At 37.6% G+C, this 20,399-nt stretch carries 24 protein-coding genes; 15 read left to right on the forward strand and 9 right to left on the reverse strand.

Annotated features, from left to right (window positions below; all coding sequences use genetic code 11):
- Positions 1–38: 38 nt before the first annotated feature.
- The 10 genes from LB467_RS08345 (at position 39) to LB467_RS08390 (ending at position 9,554) form a co-directional block, all read left to right on the forward strand.
- On the forward strand, positions 39–1,166 hold the full coding sequence (locus LB467_RS08345; RefSeq protein ID WP_224473576.1) for an NAD(P)/FAD-dependent oxidoreductase: 1,128 nt from the start codon (positions 39–41) through the stop codon (positions 1,164–1,166).
- The gene (locus LB467_RS08350) at positions 1,163–1,882 is read left to right on the forward strand and encodes a methyltransferase domain-containing protein (protein WP_224473577.1); all 720 of its coding nucleotides are present in this window, start codon (positions 1,163–1,165) and stop codon (positions 1,880–1,882) included. Before LB467_RS08345 ends, LB467_RS08350 begins: the two co-directional genes overlap by 4 nt.
- Positions 1,879–2,931, forward strand: a complete 1,053-nt coding sequence (locus LB467_RS08355; RefSeq protein WP_224473578.1) for a type III polyketide synthase — start codon at positions 1,879–1,881, stop codon at positions 2,929–2,931. The genes LB467_RS08350 and LB467_RS08355 overlap by 4 nt, the downstream gene beginning before the upstream one ends.
- Positions 2,925–3,719 (forward strand): enoyl-ACP reductase FabI, encoded by a 795-nt coding sequence (locus LB467_RS08360; protein ID WP_224473579.1) that lies wholly within the window; start codon positions 2,925–2,927, stop codon positions 3,717–3,719. The genes LB467_RS08355 and LB467_RS08360 overlap by 7 nt, the downstream gene beginning before the upstream one ends.
- A gap of 7 nt (positions 3,720–3,726) precedes the next feature.
- Positions 3,727–4,173, forward strand: coding sequence for a 3-hydroxyacyl-ACP dehydratase FabZ family protein (locus tag LB467_RS08365; protein WP_224473580.1), 447 nt, complete (start codon positions 3,727–3,729; stop codon positions 4,171–4,173).
- An 11-nt stretch (positions 4,174–4,184) separates the two neighbouring features.
- Positions 4,185–5,453, forward strand: coding sequence for a beta-ketoacyl-[acyl-carrier-protein] synthase family protein (locus LB467_RS08370; RefSeq protein ID WP_224473581.1), 1,269 nt, complete (start codon positions 4,185–4,187; stop codon positions 5,451–5,453).
- 127 nt (positions 5,454–5,580) lie between these two features.
- Positions 5,581–5,835 carry an acyl carrier protein gene (locus LB467_RS08375; protein WP_224473582.1) on the forward strand — a complete coding sequence of 85 codons (255 nt, stop codon included), beginning with the start codon at positions 5,581–5,583 and terminating at the stop codon, positions 5,833–5,835.
- Entirely contained in the window at positions 5,832–6,395 is a 564-nt protein-coding gene (locus LB467_RS08380; protein ID WP_224473583.1) for a 4'-phosphopantetheinyl transferase family protein, read from the forward strand. Before LB467_RS08375 ends, LB467_RS08380 begins: the two co-directional genes overlap by 4 nt.
- A gap of 74 nt (positions 6,396–6,469) precedes the next feature.
- Positions 6,470–7,186, forward strand: coding sequence for a hypothetical protein (locus LB467_RS08385; protein WP_224473584.1), 717 nt, complete (start codon positions 6,470–6,472; stop codon positions 7,184–7,186).
- Positions 7,187–7,532: 346 nt separating this feature from the next.
- On the forward strand, positions 7,533–9,554 hold the full coding sequence (locus LB467_RS08390) for an aconitate hydratase (protein ID WP_224473585.1): 2,022 nt from the start codon (positions 7,533–7,535) through the stop codon (positions 9,552–9,554).
- A 520-nt stretch (positions 9,555–10,074) separates the two neighbouring features.
- Here the strand turns inward: LB467_RS08390 and hpf are convergent.
- The gene (gene hpf, locus LB467_RS08395) at positions 10,075–10,380 is read right to left on the reverse strand and encodes a ribosome hibernation-promoting factor, HPF/YfiA family (RefSeq protein ID WP_224473586.1); all 306 of its coding nucleotides are present in this window, start codon (positions 10,378–10,380) and stop codon (positions 10,075–10,077) included.
- A gap of 233 nt (positions 10,381–10,613) precedes the next feature.
- On the opposite strand from hpf, the gene LB467_RS08400 reads away from it, so the two are divergent.
- The 5 genes from LB467_RS08400 (at position 10,614) to LB467_RS08420 (ending at position 13,001) form a co-directional block, all read left to right on the forward strand.
- A complete protein-coding gene (locus tag LB467_RS08400) occupies positions 10,614–11,108 on the forward strand; it encodes a DUF4251 domain-containing protein (RefSeq protein WP_224473587.1) in 495 nt (164 codons plus the stop codon).
- Positions 11,109–11,457: 349 nt separating this feature from the next.
- The gene (locus tag LB467_RS08405) at positions 11,458–11,925 is read left to right on the forward strand and encodes a TIR domain-containing protein (RefSeq protein ID WP_224473588.1); all 468 of its coding nucleotides are present in this window, start codon (positions 11,458–11,460) and stop codon (positions 11,923–11,925) included.
- A gap of 159 nt (positions 11,926–12,084) precedes the next feature.
- Positions 12,085–12,255 (forward strand): outer membrane beta-barrel protein, encoded by a 171-nt coding sequence (locus LB467_RS08410; protein WP_237690421.1) that lies wholly within the window; start codon positions 12,085–12,087, stop codon positions 12,253–12,255.
- Complete coding sequence (locus LB467_RS08415; RefSeq protein WP_224473589.1) at positions 12,245–12,397, forward strand: hypothetical protein; 153 nt, start codon at positions 12,245–12,247, stop codon at positions 12,395–12,397. Before LB467_RS08410 ends, LB467_RS08415 begins: the two co-directional genes overlap by 11 nt.
- 94 nt (positions 12,398–12,491) lie before the next feature.
- The gene (locus tag LB467_RS08420) at positions 12,492–13,001 is read left to right on the forward strand and encodes a hypothetical protein (RefSeq protein WP_224473590.1); all 510 of its coding nucleotides are present in this window, start codon (positions 12,492–12,494) and stop codon (positions 12,999–13,001) included.
- A 159-nt stretch (positions 13,002–13,160) separates the two neighbouring features.
- Here the strand turns inward: LB467_RS08420 and LB467_RS08425 are convergent, their stop codons facing one another.
- From LB467_RS08425 to LB467_RS08460, 8 genes are all read right to left on the reverse strand, one after another.
- Positions 13,161–13,652, reverse strand: a complete 492-nt coding sequence (locus LB467_RS08425) for a peptide-methionine (S)-S-oxide reductase (RefSeq protein ID WP_224473591.1) — start codon at positions 13,650–13,652, stop codon at positions 13,161–13,163.
- A 12-nt stretch (positions 13,653–13,664) separates the two neighbouring features.
- Positions 13,665–14,921 carry an NAD(P)/FAD-dependent oxidoreductase gene (locus tag LB467_RS08430; protein WP_224473592.1) on the reverse strand — a complete coding sequence of 419 codons (1,257 nt, stop codon included), beginning with the start codon at positions 14,919–14,921 and terminating at the stop codon, positions 13,665–13,667.
- A gap of 169 nt (positions 14,922–15,090) precedes the next feature.
- The gene (locus LB467_RS08435; RefSeq protein WP_224473593.1) at positions 15,091–15,546 is read right to left on the reverse strand and encodes a KTSC domain-containing protein; all 456 of its coding nucleotides are present in this window, start codon (positions 15,544–15,546) and stop codon (positions 15,091–15,093) included.
- Between the two features lie 461 nt (positions 15,547–16,007).
- Positions 16,008–16,223: a VF530 family protein gene (locus tag LB467_RS08440; protein ID WP_224473594.1), complete on the reverse strand. Its 216-nt coding sequence runs from the start codon at positions 16,221–16,223 to the stop codon at positions 16,008–16,010.
- A 20-nt stretch (positions 16,224–16,243) separates the two neighbouring features.
- Positions 16,244–17,545 carry a DEAD/DEAH box helicase gene (locus LB467_RS08445; protein WP_224473595.1) on the reverse strand — a complete coding sequence of 434 codons (1,302 nt, stop codon included), beginning with the start codon at positions 17,543–17,545 and terminating at the stop codon, positions 16,244–16,246.
- Positions 17,546–17,788: 243 nt separating this feature from the next.
- Positions 17,789–18,241, reverse strand: a complete 453-nt coding sequence (locus tag LB467_RS08450; RefSeq protein ID WP_224473596.1) for a cold-shock protein — start codon at positions 18,239–18,241, stop codon at positions 17,789–17,791.
- Positions 18,242–18,459: 218 nt separating this feature from the next.
- Positions 18,460–19,164: a TVP38/TMEM64 family protein gene (locus LB467_RS08455; RefSeq protein ID WP_224473597.1), complete on the reverse strand. Its 705-nt coding sequence runs from the start codon at positions 19,162–19,164 to the stop codon at positions 18,460–18,462.
- Positions 19,165–19,168: 4 nt separating this feature from the next.
- On the reverse strand, positions 19,169–20,032 hold the full coding sequence (locus LB467_RS08460; protein ID WP_224473598.1) for an SdiA-regulated domain-containing protein: 864 nt from the start codon (positions 20,030–20,032) through the stop codon (positions 19,169–19,171).
- Positions 20,033–20,399: the final 367 nt, after the last annotated feature.

Below are 20,399 nucleotides of genomic sequence, written 5' to 3' on the forward strand. Positions count from 1 at the left end.
TTCCGGGATTTTTTTATGCTTTTATTTATCTTCAAGCAATGGCAGGTTTCGAAATAATAATTGTGGGTGGTGGCCTGGCAGGATTATCTGCTGCTATTCACCTTTCCCGGGAAGGAAAGCAGGTTCTGTTAATTGAAAAAAAGGCCTATCCCAGGCATAAAGTCTGTGGAGAATATCTTTCTAACGAAGTGCTTCCTTATTTTAATTCCCTGGATATAGATCTTGAAAATGACTTAAAACCCGTCCAAATTCAAAACCTGCTTTATAGTACCCAGAATGCAAAATCGATCGAAACGCCGCTAAAATTGGGCGGAATGGGATTAAGTCGGTATGCTTTGGATAATTTTCTATTGAATAATGCTGAAAAAAACGGTGCTGAAACCTTACTGGATTCAGTTGAAAATATTCATTTTGAAAATAATGAATTCACGGTGAAACTTTCTTCAGGAAAAGAATTTGAGGCACCTGTAGTTTTAGGCGCTTTTGGTAAACGATCTAATCTGGATAAAAACCTGGAGCGGGAATTTATTCAGGAGAAGTCTTCCTGGCTTGCTGTAAAAGGACATTATGAGGATGCCGGGTTTCCGGAAAATTTAGTGGCCCTACACAATTTTGAAGGAGGTTATTGTGGTTTATCAAAAACAGAAACCGGGGTAGTGAATGCTTGCTTTATGGTGTCCTATAAAAGTTTTAAAAAGTATAAAAATACCGAAGACTTTAAAGAGAAAGTATTATTTCAAAACGCCTATTTAAGAGGTTTTTTTAAAAATGCCAAACCGATTTTTAAAAAAGAACTGAGTATTGCGCAAATCTCCTTTCAGGAAAAATCAATAATTAATAATCATATTTTAATGCTTGGAGATGCGGCCGGGTTAATCCACCCACTTTGCGGCAATGGCATGGCAATGGCAATTCATTCGGGAAAAATTGCTTCGGAAGCTGTTTTAAGTAATTTCACAGGGAATAAATTAGATCGGGAAAATCTCGAAAATCAATATCGACAAAACTGGAATTCCCATTTTAGAAACAGACTAAAAACGGGACGAATACTTCAAAAGATACTTATAAATCCTTTTTTGGCTTCAACTTCACAGAATCTGGTTAAAAAATTTCCGTACTTGTTAGAGAAAATTATCAGTAAAACCCACGGGCAGCCAATAGTATGAGCATAGATACCTCAAAGAGAACAAGTGAAGTCGAAATTATGGACGATTTTGACCTTCAGGGAAATGAACTGGATCAAACCCTGCGCGATCTGGATAATATCAATAAATGGTTGGGGGGGAATAAAATTACCCTGGAGGGAGTAAAAAATATAGTTTTAAAGCAAACTAACACACAGGAGATTCATATTACCGATGTTGGTTGTGGTAACGGAGCTGTACTTCGGGAAATTGCCAGATGGGGTAGAAAGAATAAATATAACTTAAAACTTGCCGGGATTGATGCCAACACGCACGCTATTGGCATTGCGGAGAAAATGTCAATCGGCTTTCCGGAAATCGAATTTTTAGCATTAGATATTTTTAGTGAAGAATTTAAGAATTTCCACTGTGATATTATATTGTGTACCTTAACGCTCCATCACTTTAAAAACGGAGAGATTTTAGAATTACTAAACCTATTTAGCCAACAATCCAGGTTGGGAGTGGTTATAAACGATTTGCATCGTTCAAAGCTGGCGTACAGGCTTTTTCAGGTTTTTTGTTCGGTTTTCATCAGGAATGAAATTGCCAGAAAAGACGGTTTGATATCTATTTTACGCGGATTTAAAAAGGAGGAGTTAAAGAATTTTGCCGGGAAAATTCCGCAGGCCAATCATAAAATTACCTGGAAGTGGGCTTTTCGCTACCGGTGGATTATTCAGAAAGAAAAAATATGAGTGTAAAGATTACAGGCGTAGAAAAAGAATTGCCGGAGTATACCAGAGAAACCAAGGATATTCTTCCGTGGGTTGAAAGCTGGCTAAAGGATCAGGACGATCGCTATCGAAGAAAAGTATTAAAGATCTTTGAAGGTGCAGATGTAGACAGACGCTATTCCATTATGAGTCCCGAAGATGTTTTTACAGCGACTTCCTTTGAAGATAAGAACGATATTTATGTAAGAGAAATTAAGAAACTCGGTAAAAATGTACTTCAAAAAGCTTTACAGAACAATTCCTGGGATGCAAATTCAGTAGATTTTATAATCACTGTAAGTTGCACCGGGATTATGATTCCTTCCTTAGATGCTTATCTGATCAATGAACTGGAAATGCGGCAGGATATTACCCGATTACCTGTTACCGAGATGGGCTGCGCGGCGGGAATTTCAGGAATAATCTATGCAGCAAACTTTCTCAAAGCAAACCCCGGAAAACGTGCCGCAGTTATTGCGGTTGAGAGTCCTACGGCCACATTTCAGCTAAGTGACTTTTCGATGGCTAATATGGTGAGTGCGGCTATTTTTGGTGATGGCGCCGCTTGCGTCTTGCTTTCTTCAGAAAAAAACGCAGCAGGCCCTAAAATCCTGGGAGAAGAAATGTATCATTTTTATGAAGCCACACAATTAATGGGTTTCGATCTCACCAACCACGGGCTCAAAATGATCCTGGATGAAAGCGTACCGCAAACCATCGCATCGCATTTTCCTGAAATTGTGCATCCGTTTTTGCAAAAATTCAATTCTAATATAGAAAAGCTAGATCACCTGATTTTTCATCCTGGCGGAAAGAAAATTGTTCAAACAGTTGAAGATCTTTTTGGTAACTTAGGGAAGAATATAGATGTAACACGGGAAGTGCTTAGGCAATATGGGAATATGAGCAGTGCAACAGTGTTATATGTGTTAGAGGAATTTATGAAAAAACAGCCAGAACCCGGCGAACAGGGCTTAATGCTAAGTTTTGGACCCGGATTTTCGGCACAAAGAATTTTACTGGAATGGTAGCAGAATTTAAAGATCGTAATTACTGGGCAATTATTTTAGGCGGAAGTACCGGATTGGGCTTTGCCACCGCCAGGAAGCTGGCACATCATGGGATGAATATTATTATAATTCATCGTGACCGGCGAGCTGATATTGCAGAAATTGAAGAAGCTTTTGAAGATATCAGAGAGCATGACGTTATGTTTGAAAGCTTTAATGTAGACGCTACCAATGTTGAAAAACGTACAAATCTTATTGAGGAAATTTCCAAAATTTTAGGGAAGGACGGTAAAATAAGGACCCTGGTACATAGCATTGCTAAAGGGAACTTAAAACCAATGACAGGTGAGGAACCCACTTTGGATAATGTAGATTTTCAAATCACCATAGATGCAATGGCCATTAGCCTTTACGATTGGACAAAAGCTATTTTTAAAGCTAAACTCTTTGCCAAAGATGCCCGAATTATTTCGTTTACCAGCGAAGGTAACAAAAAAGCCTGGGCCAATTATGCGGCGGTTTCAGCAGCAAAAGTTGCACTGGAAGCCATTACCCGAAGCATCGCCCTGGAATTTGCGCCGCAAGGCATTCGGGCGAACTGTATCCAGGCCGGAGTTACGGTTACACGTTCTTTTCAAATGATTCCCGGCAACGAAACCTTGCGTGTGCACGCGCTAAAACATAATCCGTTTAAAAGGCTTACGGTTCCTAACGATGTGGCTAATGTGGTTTATTTATTAAGCAAAGACGAAGCCAGCTGGATTACCGGAACAATTATTCCGGTAAATGGTGGGGAACATTTAAAATAAGTAGCCCTTGGATTATAAAAACATACTTGAAAAACTGCCTTATTCATCCCCATTTTTATTTGTGGATGAGTTGCTGAAAGTCAACGAAAAATCTGCCGAAGGAATTTATAACTTTCCTGTGGATTCTTTTTTTTATAAGGGGCATTTTAAAAACAATCCGGTAACCCCCGGAGTAATTTTAACCGAATGTATGGCACAAATAGGTGTGGTATGCCTTGGGATTTTTCTGCTTCAGAACGAGAAGAACGACTTAAATGATATAAAACTTGCGTTGAGTTCTTCGGAAGTAGAATTTTACCTTCCGGTTTATCCCGGTGAAACGGTGAAAGTAATTTCTGAAAAATTATTCTACCGCTTTAATAAATTAAAATGTGAAGTGCGAATGTATGATAAGGAAGAAAAACTGATTTGCCGCGGAAAGATCGCTGGAATGATAAAAAATGAATCAGAATAGAAAGTTTTGGAATGAAAAAACGAGTGGTAATTACAGGAATGGGAGTTGTTGCACCAAATGCGGTAGGTCTTGATGATTTTGAAGATGCACTTCGAAAAGGAACCAGCGGGATTAGGTTTGAGGAAGAACTTCAGCGTTTAAAATTCAGTTGCCAGATTGCCGGAAAACCTCAAATTTCAGAAGAAAAAATTGCTGAATATTTTACCCCGCTGCAACTGCGCGGACTTAATTCAAGCGGTATTATTTACGGGGTAATTGCCGGTACCGATGCCTGGAAGGATGCAAAACTTAAAATTGAAGAAAACGAAGCGCCAGACTGGAACAGCGGGATTGTTTTTGGCACCGGGATTTTAGGCGTAGATAAATTCAGGGAAGGCATTTACCTTATAGATGCGGGAAAAACCCGAAGGTTGGGAAGTACCACCGTGATGCAAACCATGGCCAGCGGCATTAGTGCTTATCTGGGCGGAAAATTGGGTTGCGGGAATCAGGTGACTACAAATTCCTCGGCCTGTACCACGGGTACTGAAGCTTTATTGATGGGTTTTGAAAGAATTATAGCTGGAAAAGCAAAACGAATGTTAGTTGGCAGTTGTAGCGATCACGGGCCGTATGTTTGGGGTCCTTTTGATGCGATGCGAATTTTACCGGCAAAATATAACGAAAACCCATCTGAAGCTTCACGGCCAATGAGTGCATCTGCAGCCGGTTTTGTTCCCGGAAGTGGGGCAGGAGCTTTGGTGCTGGAAGACTATGAATCTGCGAAAGCAAGGGGCGCGAAGATTTACGCCGAAGTTTTGGGCGGAGTTGTAAATAGTGGTGGCCAGCGGGGTGGTGGCAGTATGACGGCCGCCAATAGCGAAGCCGTTGTTAAATGTATTGAAGAAGCTGTTCATTTTTCTGGAATTTCAGCAGACGAAATAGATGCGATTAACGGGCACCTTACGGCTACCACCAGAGATGGCCTGGAAATTGAAAACTGGAAAAAAGCCCTGAAACGGGAAGATTTTCCATATATAAATTCTTTAAAAGGAATGACAGGGCATTGCCTGGCTGCTTCAGGGAGTATAGAATGCGTAGCGAGTGTGCTTCAGATGGATAAAAATTTTATATTCGGAAATGTAAACTGCGAAGATCTGAATCCGGAAATTTCAGATTTGATTTCCGAAGAAAAAGTTCCGAGAGAAACTTTGAAAAAACCGGTAAAGATCCTGGCAAAATCCAGCTTTGGGTTCGGGGATGTAAATGCCGTGGTTATTTTTAAAAAAGTGATGGAGTAATCCAGTGATGAAGTAAAGATGTAACAAGGTGAGTGGTGTAAGTAGAAAACAACATAACTCCGTTACATCATCACAGCGTCACAGAAACTATTGTTTTCAAAAAAAGATAAGCTTAATTTCAAACAAAATGAAAGAAAAAGATATACTGGACGCAATCAAAAAGATAGTAACCCCTTATACACAGCGCAAAGAGGGCCTGGAAAATTTCAGTAAAGAAACCGATTTTATTAAAGATCTGGAAGTGAATTCGGCTAACCTGGTAGATGTGATTTTGGATGTGGAAGACAAGTTTGATATTGAAATAGACAACGATTCTATGGAGGGAATGTTAACCGTTGGCGATGCGAAAAATATTATTGAGCGTAAACTGGCTTCAGCGTGATTGGCAACGATATCATAGACTTAAACCTCGCCTTTAAACAAAGTAACTGGCAAAGACGCGGATTTCTTCAGAAGATTTTTACTACTGATGAACAGGATTTTATTTTAAATGCTGAAAACCCGGAATTGAATGTTTGGTTATTATGGAGCATGAAGGAGTCTGTTTATAAAGCAGTTCAGCGAAAATACCACCTGGAACCTTTTAATAATCCGAAGCGATTTGTTTGCAAGCAGGTAGAAATTAATTCGGGAAAAGCGAGGGGAGTGGTGTGTTTTGAGGAAGATGCTTGTGAAATAAATTCGATACTATTTTCAGATGTGATACATACCTGCACGGCAAATACCGAGTTCTCTTTTATTTCAGAAAATAAAAATTCCAGAATCAGGCTTTTGCAGAAAATTTCTGACCAAAAGAATATCCCATTAGAATCCCTTAACATTAGTAAAAATAAGCAGGGAGTCCCATTTTTAACCTATCGTGGTGATAATCTGCAAATTCCGTTTAGCCTTTCCCATCACGGAGATTATTCTGCTTTTGCGCTCTCGTTAAATCTGTCCTAAAACCAGTTTTCGCCATTGTGAAAGCCTCGTCTTATTTGTATCTTGAAACAACTAATTATAAAATGATTTTGATTATGAAGACTGTTGATAAGATGGAAGTGCTACACAGCCAGAGTGCCGAGTTCGTTGAAAAAGGTGAAACTGGTAAATTTTTAAAGTTAATTCCCGATACTTTTGTTATTAAAGGTGAAGAAAAAGATGGCATTTTTAAACAGGGGTACGCCATAAGACATATAAACAGGCAGGATATTATACTTATAGATGTGGTAGAAAAATCTACCAAAGATGCCGTAAAAAAACTCGTTACCGACGGTTATAAAATAAAAGGGATTTTAATTACCTGCGATGCTATTTTAAAGGATGCTTACGCAGATCTTAAAACCCTTTCTGAAGATGCCGGTGGCGCCCCAGTTTTTGCACATCCACGCCACAATTTTAAAGACAGTTTTAAAACGAAAGACATTACCGAACGAAAAGGTGTCCTTAAAGATTTCGGTTTAAAAGTATTTGACCTTCCCGGAAATGGTGGAGCTTCAGTAGTTATTTACTCTGAAATTAATGATGGGATATTGTTCCCGGGTGAAGATGCAGAAGGCTCTCCTTATGATTCAGATTTAAATACCTTTAAAAGACCAAAAATGGATAAATCTAACGATGATTTTGGTTTAGCAGGTAGCTGGAGCGCTTTTGAGGAAGAATTTGCTTATTTATTTCCAAGAATAGGAAAACCAGGCTTTAATATTGAAGAAGGCCAGCAAACCGATATTTTAAATGCACTGAGTAAAAGTTAAAAGTATAATCAAGGACCCTGGGGCAAGCCCGCCTGAATGATTCGGGCAGGCCTCGGGGAATTAAACCCTCAAGGAGGGATTAAGCTGTTTCAAAAATAACCGGTTTGCATACTTCACAACTTAGGTTCAGAATATTGCAAAAGTTATTTTTCAAACGGCTTTTTAGAAAGCAGCCATAAATAGGGAAGGAGCACCTTCTGTATTTATGGCTTTTTTTTATACTGAAAACTGGCGAACACACTTGATTGATAGGAGATGCCGTTTAACAATTAAGATATAAGATATTGTTAAACGCACCCCTCATTCCTATAAAATGTAATAATTTAAAGCTTAAAAGTAACCAACTATGTCAAAATTAAACGTAACTCAAAAATTAATCAAAGAACATTTGCTCAAGGGAGAAATGATTCCCGGAAAGGAAATAGGAATAAAGATAGATCAGGCTTTACTTCAGGATGCAACAGGAACATTGGTGCAGTTGGAGCTGGAAGCCATGGGATTGGAAAAAGCTCAAACAGAAGTAGCTGTACAGTATGTAGATCACAACCTTTTGCAAACCGATTTTAAAAATGCCGATGACCATTTATTTTTACTTTCAGCAGCACAAAAATTCGGACTTTGGTACAGTAGACCTGGGAATGGTGTTAGCCACCCTGTACATATGGAACGTTTCGGGAAACCGGGGAAAACAATGGTTGGATCTGATAGTCACACCCCGGCTGCAGGTTCTTTAGGAATGTTGGCCATTGGTACCGGCGGACTCGATGTTGCGGCAGCAATTGCCGGGCAACCATATTTCGTGAAAATGCCGGAAGTTTGGGGAGTGAAACTTACCGGAAATTTACCTGATTGGGTAAGTGCTAAAGATGTGATCCTGGAAATGCTACGCCGCCATGATGTGAAAGGCGGAGTAGGGAAAGTAATAGAATATTATGGGGATGGCCTTAAGAATTTAAGTGCTATGGATCGCCACGTAATTGCAAATATGGGCGCCGAACTTGGTGCCACCACCACCGTTTTCCCAAGTGATGGGGAAACAAAACGCTTCCTTAAATCTCAGGAAAGAGAACAAGACTGGAGAGAATTATTAGCCGATGAAGGCTGTGAATACGATCTTCACGAAGAAATAATTCTGGATGAACTTGTTCCGCTAATCGCGCTGCCGACAAGTCCCGGCAATGTAGTACCGGTGAGCGAAGTTGCAGGAAAACCAATTAGCCAGGTGGTAATTGGTTCTTCGGCAAATCCCGGTTTACGTGATTTCTGGGTAGCGGGAGCTATTGTTGCGGATAAATCGGTGAGTAGTGATGTTTCCTTTGATATAAATCCAACTTCGAGACAGATTATCCAGAATATGATAGATAACCGGACTTTTGCTAATTTAATCAAGGCAGGGGCACGTTTTCACCAATCCGGTTGTATGGGTTGTATAGGTATGGGACAGGCACCGGCATCAGGCACTATTAGTTTACGTACTATGCCCAGAAACTTCCCCGATCGTTCCGGAACAAAAGATGACCAGGTGCATTTATGTAGTCCTGAAACAGCTGCGGCTTCAGCTTTAACCGGGAAGATCACCGATCCTAGGGATTTGGAGAAATTATATGATATGAAATATCCTAAGTTCGAATATCCGGAATTTCAGATCATAAATGAAGATATGCTGGTAGCTCCGCCGGAAGACGGCTCTAAAGTAGAACTTCAAAAAGGACCGAATATTAAATCCCTTCCATATATTGAACCCATGCAAGATCACTACAGCGTTCCGGTAATGCTGAAGATGGGAGATAATGTTTCTACCGATGAGATCCTGAAAGCAGGAGCAGAGGTGCTACCATTTAGAAGTAACCTTCCTGAAATTAGTAAATATTCTTATACGGTTATTGACGAAACCTTTTATGATCGTGCGATGAAAGCCAAAGGAGAACACGGCGGCCATATCGTAGTTGCAAAAGATAACTATGCCCAGGGCTCTAGTAGGGAACACGCGGCAATTGCGCCCAAATACTTAGGCCAGGTTGCGGTGATCGCTAATAGTTATGCCCGAATTGCCTGGCAGAACCTTGTGAATTTTGGAATTCTTCCGCTGGAATTTATAGATATTGCAGACTATGAGAAAATAGAGCAGGACGATCAGGTGATTTTTAAAAATCTTCGTGAGGACATTAAGAGCCGAAATAATATCCAGGTAATTGTAAGAAAAGCCAATGGTGATAAATTAAAATTTGAAACCAAACACAGTATGAGTGACAGGCAAATTAATATTCTACTGAAAGGTGGTATTATTAATGAATTTAAAGAACGTATCGAAGCCAATGAACTCGGCGAAGACCAGGCCAAAGATGCTGAGGAAGCCGATAGAAGGTAAATTCTGAAATTAGCCAGGTTCGGGATAGTTTCAGAATTTATCCCGAATTTACTTCGGGATTCTAACTTGCATGAACAGGCAGGTTACCATTGACGTATTTTTAAAACCCTGATATTTAGGTTTGTTTTTTTATAATTCAAAAAGCAACTTACCTGGTTTGGAAGTTTCCTTTTTCATTTTTTGCTCGCCCAAAAAACGAAATAAAACCCGCCTGAACGGACGGGCAGGAAGTGCGCCCTATGTGGAGGTGTTTTTTTGGCAACTGCCTTCCTCTCCCTTTTGGTCGTCGGAGGCAGAAAAAATCGCAAATCAGCAGCTAAATTTTTTCCAGGGCTTCAAAAATTATTAACGCTGCTGATTTGCTACACTCACACACGGAGTTTAAAACTCGCTATGCTCGAAACGTCATTTTCCTACGCTAGATAAAATTTTTTATCACGGGTCTCAGAATGACGAATTTAAAAAGCCCTGATGCTACTCACGTCAGGGCTTTTTTATGCATTAAACTGAGAAATAATTCTTAGTTAGAATGTGTTTTCATCTGGCTTTTTCTCTTGCCTAATTGCCGGTCAAGATCTCTAATAGTCTCTGCAGTTGCAGCTTCAAAAGATTTTTCGTTAGATTCAGCAAAGATTTGAGGGCCGGGAGCGCTTAATTTAATATTGCAGATATAACCTTTAGGATCCTGGGCTTCTTCTTTTTTAAAATATACCTGAGCCTTCACGATCCAGTCATATTTTACTTCCAGTTTATCTAATTTCTTTTGAGCGAAATCCTGTAGTTTTTCACTTTTATCGAGTTTTACGAATTGATATAATGCTTCCATAAATAAGTTTATTTTGTTACAGCCAAGAAACCTATAATTCTATTAGTACCCAAATCAATTAAGTGATTCTTAGCAAAGCTTTAAGATTTTCTTTAAGCATCTAAACTTATTTCTTAGTTGAAGTTTATATGGTAAGTTATTACTATTTTATGGATTTCCTATTTTAAAGGTCCTTTAAGATTAATCGCCATTTAAACATTGTATCTTAAGCTGAGAATTTCACATCGAAACCAATGAAGTCACTACTAAGATATTTATATATAATTATCACTCTATTTCTTATTCATAGTTGTGGTAGTAGTGCCTATACGGCAAAAATTGCCAGTATTAATTCATTAATTGAAAGTTTGGAGTTTGAAATAGAACATGACTGGGTTTCACCTTTAGGGGGACCCAGAATATATATAATGGATAATCCCAATTTCATCCGATTTAAAAATGATTCTGTAAACTTGTTTTTGCCATTTTTTGGTGAAAGATTCTCTGGTGGTGGCTACAATAACCAGGGAGGAATTGTCTACGAAGGTCCCTTAAATAATTTTGAAATTCTTGATGGCGATAAAAATACGAGGATAATAAAATTTAGAACCAAACAGAGTTCTGAAACTTTAGATTTCAGCATAAACATTTTTCCGGAGGGAAATGTAACCACCAGAGTAAATAGTACCGAGCGTTCTTTTATATCTTACCAGGGCAGGATAAAAGAACTGGAAGAGCGGGATGAGTAATTTTATAAGACTTTTCTAAAGGACAGAAAAAATATGGGTTTCTATTAGACTTAAAATATTCTATTTTACATAATATAAATTATAGATCAACTGTGCTAGATTGCTAATTCTGTGAATATTCTATTAGTTACGCGTCCGGGTTAATAATATACTTAAAACTGTATATTTGGAATAATCTAACGAATTAGCGAGATGAATTTTCACGTACTAGTAGAAACAAAAGAAAAAGTTGGAAAGAATAATACGAATAGAAAATTCTTTGAGCTTGACAAAAACGATCTTCAAGAAATAAAGGAAGATATTATAATCCCTTAAAGAAAAAATTAATAAGGAAGGCAAAAATAATGTTTTGGAAGAATCTACAACTCTTGACAAATCAAGCGTTTTTATTGTACACGGACACGATAATCTAGCTAAAGAAGAAGTTGCTCGGTTTGTAGAAAAATTAAAATTAAAAGCAATAATTCTTCATGAACAAGTAAGTTCTGGAAAAACTATAATTGAAAAAATCGAAGAATATTCTGATGTAGGATTTGCAATAGTACTATACACACCATGCGATGTAGGATCACAAAAAGACAAAAAAGAGCAACTGAAACTAAGAGCACGGCAGAATGTAGTCTTTGAACATGGATTTTTAATGGGGAAAATAGGTAGGAAAAATGTTTGTGCTCTTGTTAAAGATAAAGTTGAAACTCCAAATGATATTTCCGGTGTTGTATATCTTCCAATGGATTATCACAAAGCTTGGCAAATTGCGATAGCCAAAGAAATGAGAAATGCTGGATACAAAATTGATATGAATATTGTAGTTTAAAAAACTTCACCTAATAATTTTTGAACTCTAACCATTTATTATTATAAGGTCACGTTAAAACTTTTGCCATCAAAGTATTTTTGAGTTGAGGCCTAAAATTATGAAGCTTTATACCAGGTTTATTTTATAAACTCTAATTTCTCCTGGACCTTAAACTTATTGAGCAACTGGATTTTTCCTGATATTGCCACCGTCCAGCTTATGGCAGATTACCGCGGGCCTATTATTCTTCCTCAGGGAAAAATAGACCCTATGTACGGAATCAACTTATTAGGAATTAGAAAAGACTTATTCAATAACAGGGCTACGCTTAGCCTTAATGGGGAGTGATATCTTTAATACCCGAAACTTCGGGATACAGACCTCAGATGCGCAATTCTCACAACAGCGTTTCTTCAACAGGGAAAACCGTATTGCCACCCTGGAGAAAGAGGAAGTTAATAAAGAACGTTATTCTGATGATCCTTTTTGATAGATTTAAGGATCTTTCTTTATTTAACAGCAAATTAAAATTATCTCTCTAGTATTTTCATAATTTAGATAGTACAAACTAAAAAACTAAGAATATGAGAAATTTTGTAATGATTTTAGCCCTGGTGGCTATAGGTTTTACAAGTTGTAATGACAATGCCGGTAAGGATTTGGAAAAGCAACAACAGGAAATAGTAAAGGAAAATGACAGTATTGTAAGTATGCATAAACAGCTTTCTGCAAAACACCAGGAATTGAGAACAAACCATAACAATGTATCACAACAATTGCGTGGTATGGAAGAACTTGAAGATTCTACTCAATTAGAAAGACTTGCAGAGCTTGAAGCTCAAATTAGAGATCACCAGGCCAAGTTGGCTGCTCATGAAAAAATGATAAGAAGCCATAGTGAGCTTAATGAGGGATATGGTTCTTTAAGCAGTGAGGCAAAAAAGGCTCAGATTTCTGAAATGCAAAAAACTCACGATCGTATTATGAGTGAGCAGGAAGAAATGAAATCTGAACATGAAGATATTGAAAACGGTCATCAGTCTATAAGAGAAAAAGTTGCTCAATCTGAAGAGGATTCAGAAAACGAGATGTAGTTTAAGTTTTAAAGACTAAGTATCAAAGGCTGTCTATAAAGATCTATTTTCGTCAAGCTGAACTTGTTTCAGCTTCTAACATGTTTGGATATCAACAACTTATATTCTGAAACAAGTTCAGAATGACGTTAACATTACTTTATAGACAGTCTTTTTATTTTAAGCCAAATCCTTAAAAAACTTTTTTCTCAACAAGCTAAGTTTTGGATGGATAAAATTTCTACAAAAAGGTCTATCGGGGCCTTTTTGATAATAATTCTGGATTTCTTTCCTGGAAGCTTCAAATAACGCAAACGGCAATACTTTCGTGATAATCTCTTCTTCGAAATGTGACTGCAAATTTAAAATGATTTCTGAAGCTTTTTCCTTAGTACTTTTATCAAAATAATAAACGGCCGACCTGTATTTTTCCCGCATGCTGTGGCTAGATGTGCTTTGGTGGGTATGTAGGTGAATTTCAATTAAACGAGCCAGGGGAATTTCTTTATTATTAAAATGAACAATAACAGCCTCCGAAAAATCAGCATCTTTACCCGTAGAGGCTATATAGCCCTGTTCCACCAGTTTCACCCCAATTATTTGCTGAAAAACAGCTTCAGTACACCAATGGCAGCCGCCCCCAAATGCTATTTTTTCAAATTTTTCACTCATAAATTAAATATACTAACTAATTGAACCGCCTTCCAGGTTTTTTATTAGCCCTAAAGCTGCACGCTCACCGGAAAGCATCGCTGCGTTTTGGGAAGCATTTAGTAATTGATCGCCGGCCAGAAAAATAGTATTGTTCAATTGAGTCTCGGTAGGATCCATTTCATACTGTAAATCCTCAATTTTTGGAAGTGCTTTTTTAATAAAATAATGTTTTAAAAATCTTGCCTCCCCTACTCCACAGTATTTTTTAAGATCCTGTTCCACTTTTTTCTGAAGCTCAGCCAGGGACAAGTCGGTTTGTTTTACTACCGTAACCGACAGCAATTCTTTTCCTCCATTAGAGCCGGTGGCTACGCTGGTATGATAGAAGATATTATTGATTATAGCATCCTCATCGGTTATCAAGCCAATCAATGGTTTTTCTATTACTCGTTTTTCTGTTTCAAAATAAAAAGTATGGCAGGATCTCCAATGGGTTTCCTGATTTTTTAAATTATTAACCAACGTACTGGCCTCCGTAGCAATGATCGTAAAATGAGCCTTGATAGTCTCTCCATTTTCCAGAATTACTTCTCCCTCTTTTACCTGATTTACCGGGGTTTTAAAATGAATTTTGGTGTTTTTTAAACGGCCGGCGATGTGTTTAGAGATGTCTCCCATTCCCTGCTTTGGGATTACCGCAAGTCCCTCTCCAAACATTTTGAATACAAATTCAAACATGCTGCTCGATGTTTCCAGGTTTGGTTCCAGAAAGATACCGCTGAAAAAAGGTTTAAAAAATATGGTGATAATAGCTTCTGAAAAGCCTTTTTGCTGAAGATATTCTAAACTTGTACCTACGTGGCTTTCAAAAATTTCTTCAACCGATTTCTTCTTGAGAACCTTATAGAGGTTTAGAATCTTTAGTTTATCTGAAAAGTTGCCGATTCCGGCGAAAATTGTGGGCAATAATAAGGAAGCACTCCGTAAGGGATCTCCAATGGTTTTGGATTTTCCATTTTCAAAAATTACTGCACCGGGTAATAATTCCTGTAAATCCAGTTTTTTATAATCAAGATATTCTTTGGCTTTTGGATAGGCACTTAGCAGTACCTGGAAACCCCGGTCTAGTTGATAGCCTTCTACAATATCGGTTTTAATACGGCCTCCCACCCTATCTGAAGCTTCATAAATTTCAGGCGAATAGCCTTGATCTTCCAGTACTTTCGCAGCCACAAGTCCGCTAAGGCCTGCGCCGATAATTTTAATTCTATAATCAGGTTTTTCCATACTAATATCTTGGGTAGTTTCAAAAATACAGCTTTTAATAAGGATCAAAGCCTGTACAAATGTTAAGGAAATAGATAGGATGTTGGGATAATATTTCCTTCAGCAAAACCCATAAAAAAACCCACACTAGTTAAACCGTGGGTTCATTTTAAATATAAGTTCTGATAACCTAAGCGGTTTCCAGCTCAAGGTCCTTTTTCGATTTTCTATATAAGAAAGAGTTGTAAATGTTTCTTTTGGCAAATCTTACCTGTTTATCTGAACTGATAAATTTGATAAAGAGTTTTTTGTTCACTCCAAAATATTCGTAAGTTGTGCCATTGGTGAAAGAGATCTCCAGTAAATTTCCTTTATGCTGGTAATCTGCAATTCCGGCTTCGTTTATGGTGCGGTTATACTCTTCCAGGTTAGCTTCCTTTGTTTGAGGCGCAATGCTTACCAGGAAATGGTATCCGTCTATAATTTCTTTACTTTTTATTTCAGCTTCGGCGTGCTTTTCGTCAGTTTCCCTGAATTTATCGGGATGCCATTCTTTAACCAGGTTTCGATAGCTGGTTTTAAGTTCTTTAAGGTCTATTTCCTTTTCAACATTAAAGAGTTTTTTGTATTGGTTTACACGCTTCATTACTTTAATTTTTTAATAAGCGGCAAAACTACTTCTTTTTATTGGATAGTAGGCTGGTTATTTAATAAGTGTTTCACTTCAACTTAATTAAGCTTTTGTATATATACCCAATCCAGCAATTCGTAGGTAATTATACCGGCAATTAGGGCTACAATAAATTTCAGCCAATTATCTTTTAACCATTCTAAAAAGCATTTCATCTAATTACCGTATCAATTTGTATTCAGCTAGAGCTGAACTATCAAAGATATTCCCTATTCCTGAAAATATTTTACGGAAATCCACATTACTACTGTTAAAATCTTAAATAGAGTAATTTTTCTAGTTAAGTTTTTTTAATCAAGAACTTCGGGGTAAGCCACGAGGTATGAATTGGAAAACTATTTTATAATTTCGAGGAAAGCCTGCCTGAATGATTCGGGCAAGCCTCGTGTAATTAAACCCTCAATGAGGGATTAAACTTAAAGCGAATCAAGATAGAGATTTTCTACTTTAGTCCTGGCCCAGGGTGTTTTTCGTAAGAATTTTAAGCTTGATTTAATTGAAGGATCCTGGGAAAAGCATTTAATATTTATCCTTTTCCCCATTTCTTCCCAGCCATATCGCTCCACCAGAAATTCCAGAATTTCAGTAAGCTTTACCCCGTGCAGCGGATTGTTGGGTTGTTGGTTTTCCATAATTAATAAAGTACTATTTATTAAACATAGCGTACTCTTACTTTTTTCTTTTTCAACTTAGAATTGTTAAGCGATTGGATTAGTTCATCAGCTTTTTTCTCGGGTACCGCGACAAATGCGCAATCCTGTTTAAGTTCAATAAGCCCCAGTTCTTCCTTTTTAAGATTTCCCTGCTTTAAGAATAGTCCGGCAATGTCTCCTTTTGAAATTTTATCCTTTCTACCTCCCGAAATGAATAAAGTAGTTTTTTCAACTACATCAGTATCGGTTTTTGACTCCTGAATCTTATAATTATTACTATTAATAAAATCGGGAAGTGTTTTTCTATCAGAAAGCACATAGGCGATCCCCTCCTGGTGCATTCTTGCGGTACGACCGTTTCTATGCGTAAATTCAGATGCTTTAAAAGGTAATTGGTAATGAATTATAAAGTCAATTTCCGGAACATCAATCCCGCGGGCAGCGAGATCTGTAGCGATTAGTATTCTATGGGTTCCATTTCTGAATTTTATAAGCGATCTTTCCCTGTCTTTCTGCTCCATTCCCCCGGAAAATATACCGTGTTCGATGTTATTTCTATTCAGGAAATCACTCACTTCAGCAATACTGTCTTTCAAATTACAGAAGATAATTCCGGAGTCTTTTGCGTTTTCTGAAAGCAGGTTCACCAGGCTTTGAAGTTTCGTTTTGGGATTTACCTGTATGGTCTTAATTTCTAAAGAAGGCTGTTCCCCTTTTAGATAATCTATTCGCTTAGGATTTTTTAGGCCCACAAAACCGGGAACGTCAATATTTTGGGTAGCTGAAGTCAGGATGCGCTTTTGCAAGCCGGGGAGTTCAGCAATAATTTCTTTCATTTCATTCTCAAAACCTACTTCTAAAGATTTATCAAATTCGTCTAAAACAAGTGCTTTAATATTTTTAGTAGCAAAGGTTTCCCTTCTAAAATGATCGGCAATTCTTCCGGGTGTGCCTATCAGGATTGAGGGGGCGTGTTGTAATTCTATTTTATCTTTAGAAAAGGCCCTTCCTCCGTATACGGCATTTGCTTTAAAACCGGCGCCCATTTCCCTGGTTACCTGTTCTATTTGAATAGCCAGTTCTCGTGATGGCACTAAAATTAATGCCTGCACCTCTGCCAGATCAGGATCTAATATTTCTAGTAAGGGAAGTAAAAATGCCAGGGTTTTCCCCGAACCGGTTGGGGATAACAACACTGTGTTTGGATTTTCACCAATGGTTTTATATGCTTCCTGCTGCATAGCATTAAGCTGGGAAATCTCCAGTTTATCCAGAATTTCCTGTAAATTTTTAGTTTGCATGTCTTTAAAAATAATAAAGCCTTAAAACAGACTTTGAAGGGATAAACCCTATTTAAGGAAAGATAGTTAATAATAAAAGAAAGGTTCAGCAATAATAGATTACCGAACCTTTTATGAGAGTTGAGAAATACTCGATAATCGAGATTTAAATGCTCCGAGGCCTGCCCGAATCATTCAGGCGGGCTTGCCTCAAATTAAACAATTGTTCAGTATGAATGTCTCGTGAGCTTGCTCCGAAGTAGTTTATTGTTGTTTAACGCGAACGGCGTTCATACCTTTCATTCCTCGTTCCAGTTCAAAAGTTACCTTGTCGTTTTCATCGATCTCATCGATTAATCCGGTAACGTGAACAAAATATTTTTCGTTGTTCTCTGTGTCAATAATAAATCCGAAACCTTTAGAATGGTCAAAGAAAGAAACCTTTCCGTTTCTTTGCGGATCTTCTTCTGGCATGTCCTCTTTCTTAGGAACACCAATTTCTATACTATCGGCTTCAACTTCAACTTTGTTAGAAGGATCTGGCGGAGTATCGGTAAGATTTCCATCAGCATCTACATACGCGATCATATCTTCAAAATTACCGCCTTTGTTGGAGTTTTCTTTACGCTCCTGCTTCTTAGCTTCCTTTTCTTTGCGCTTTTTTATTTTCTTTTTTTCTTTTTCAGTTTTACTGAATGTCTGCTGCGATTTGCCCATTAATTAATTTTAATTAGTAATTGAGTGAGTAAGCTTGAATTTTTCCTGAAGATTTTTGTGGTAGTAACCCGGCTTGTAATGCCATTAATCTTCATTAAATGTAAAGAATCCCAATAAGGATACTGCTTAAACTTCTACAAAGATAAGTGATAGAAATTAAATTACTTAATTTGAAGCAAATAAATAATTAATGATTTCTGTAAAATGTTGTTTTCCTTTTATTTTTTACGCTTCTTTTTATCCCACCACACGTATAAAACAAAAATTAATAAACTAACAATTGAGCCCCAAAGGAGTCCTTTCTTTAAACCATCGGTGCTTTCCCCTATAATTGCGATAAAAATTGTAAGCGGGGCAATACCCACAAGGGTAGCGCCAATAAAACGCCAGTATCCCATCTTCAGAATTCCCCCTACAAAACTAATGGCATCGTTTGAAAGAAACGGATTTATCCTGGTAACGATTACTGCCCAAAAGCCGTAATCGTCAATAAAATCTTCTATTTTATTTTCGTTTTTAGGTCCTATTATTTTCTGAACGATCACCGGCCCAAAATAACGACCTATAAAATAACCTACACTTGAAGCCGAAAAAACAGCTGCAAAAATAATTAGACTTCCAAAAATGGGTCCATAGGCCAAAACGGAAACCACCATTAAAGCTACAGATGGGATTACAATGAGAAACGTTTGCACGACCATGGCCAAAATAAGAATCGTTGGACCCATCCACCCAAATTCTGACACCCATTTGGTAATTTTTTCCTCATCATTACTGGTAAGAACATTCCATGCTTCAGTGAAAAAGGCCTGAACGCCCGGAATAAAAAAATAAGCTAATACGATTACAGCTACAATGATTCCGGAAATAACTAATGGAGCTTTACTTTTTTCTATCGAAGTACTTTCAACCGAATCTGGCATAATTTTAATTATCGTTTAGTTTGACTCTTAAAATATTTCCAGGTTGCCTTCGGCTTTCATTTGAAATATACAGTCGGTTATTCTCATCAAAGGCAAGGCCTTCGGGTTGCGGGAAAAATTTAGGATCTAAAAGATGAATTTCAACTTCATTTCCATTTTTATCCAGAATTATCAATTTTGGCTGATTCCCCTCCAAAACATATAATTCACCGGTTTCCGGATGGAATCTAATAGAAGATGGCCTGATTATCCTGGATGATCTCCCCCCTCTTAATTTTTCGTAGATCTCATCGTTTCCATCAAGGGTAAAAAGGCGTTCCTTAAAAGTTGTTTCCGTAGCCAGGTCAAATGTATATATTCCCTTGGTATTCTTTCGGTTATTATATTCTTTCACTGCGAATAATAAACGATTGTTTGCCAGGTCTACTTCCAGGCTTTCCATTTCATTTATATCAAGGCCGGAAATTTGGTAGGTACTTATCCCTGGGGATGAACCTCTAAAATCCATTACTTTATAAATTTTCCCATCACTACGGGCTATGTAGGCGGTGTCACCTACCACGGTTATGGCTTCATAATCCCCATCCTTTCCAAAAGGAATACGGGAAGTTATTTTTGATGTTTCTAAATTATAAATAAAGATAACCCCATCCTCATCCTGAATGCAGGCCATCTCATTATTACCTAAATAACTCATCCCAGAAATTTCTTCCAGGATGGGCGGTAGGTCCCATTTTTCTTCAATAGTATAGGTTTGGTTGGCATCGTCAAAAGACAGATAACTGTTCTCTTTAAAAGCCCAGAAAATAAGTCCGGCCAGGATAAATACGCTTGCAACAATCCCTATTACTATTTTATTGTCTTTCATAGATGTTTCAATACTAGATCCTGAGATTCTAAAATAGGCTTAATATTAAATTCTGCAATCATAATTAATTATTATTAACACCTGAGATTTAAAATTATACAAATAATTTATCCCTGAAAAACCTGTAAAAACCGGCTCATTTGTTAAAAGTAAGTTAATTTAGTACTATTTATAGCATAGTACTGTAACAAACAATGTTGTTCTCAGTCTATTAGTTATAAACCTTTAAATTTTAGAAATTATGAAATACCCATGATTTAGCCCACGCAAACACCGATGAGTTTTTTGCTTAAATTTAAGTGATGTAAAAACTTATTGGGATGAAAGCAATTGACTACGAGCAGGTTATTTCCGTGGGATGCGGAAT

Source organism: Salegentibacter tibetensis, from assembly GCF_020164485.1.
Classification (GTDB): domain Bacteria; phylum Bacteroidota; class Bacteroidia; order Flavobacteriales; family Flavobacteriaceae; genus Salegentibacter; species Salegentibacter tibetensis.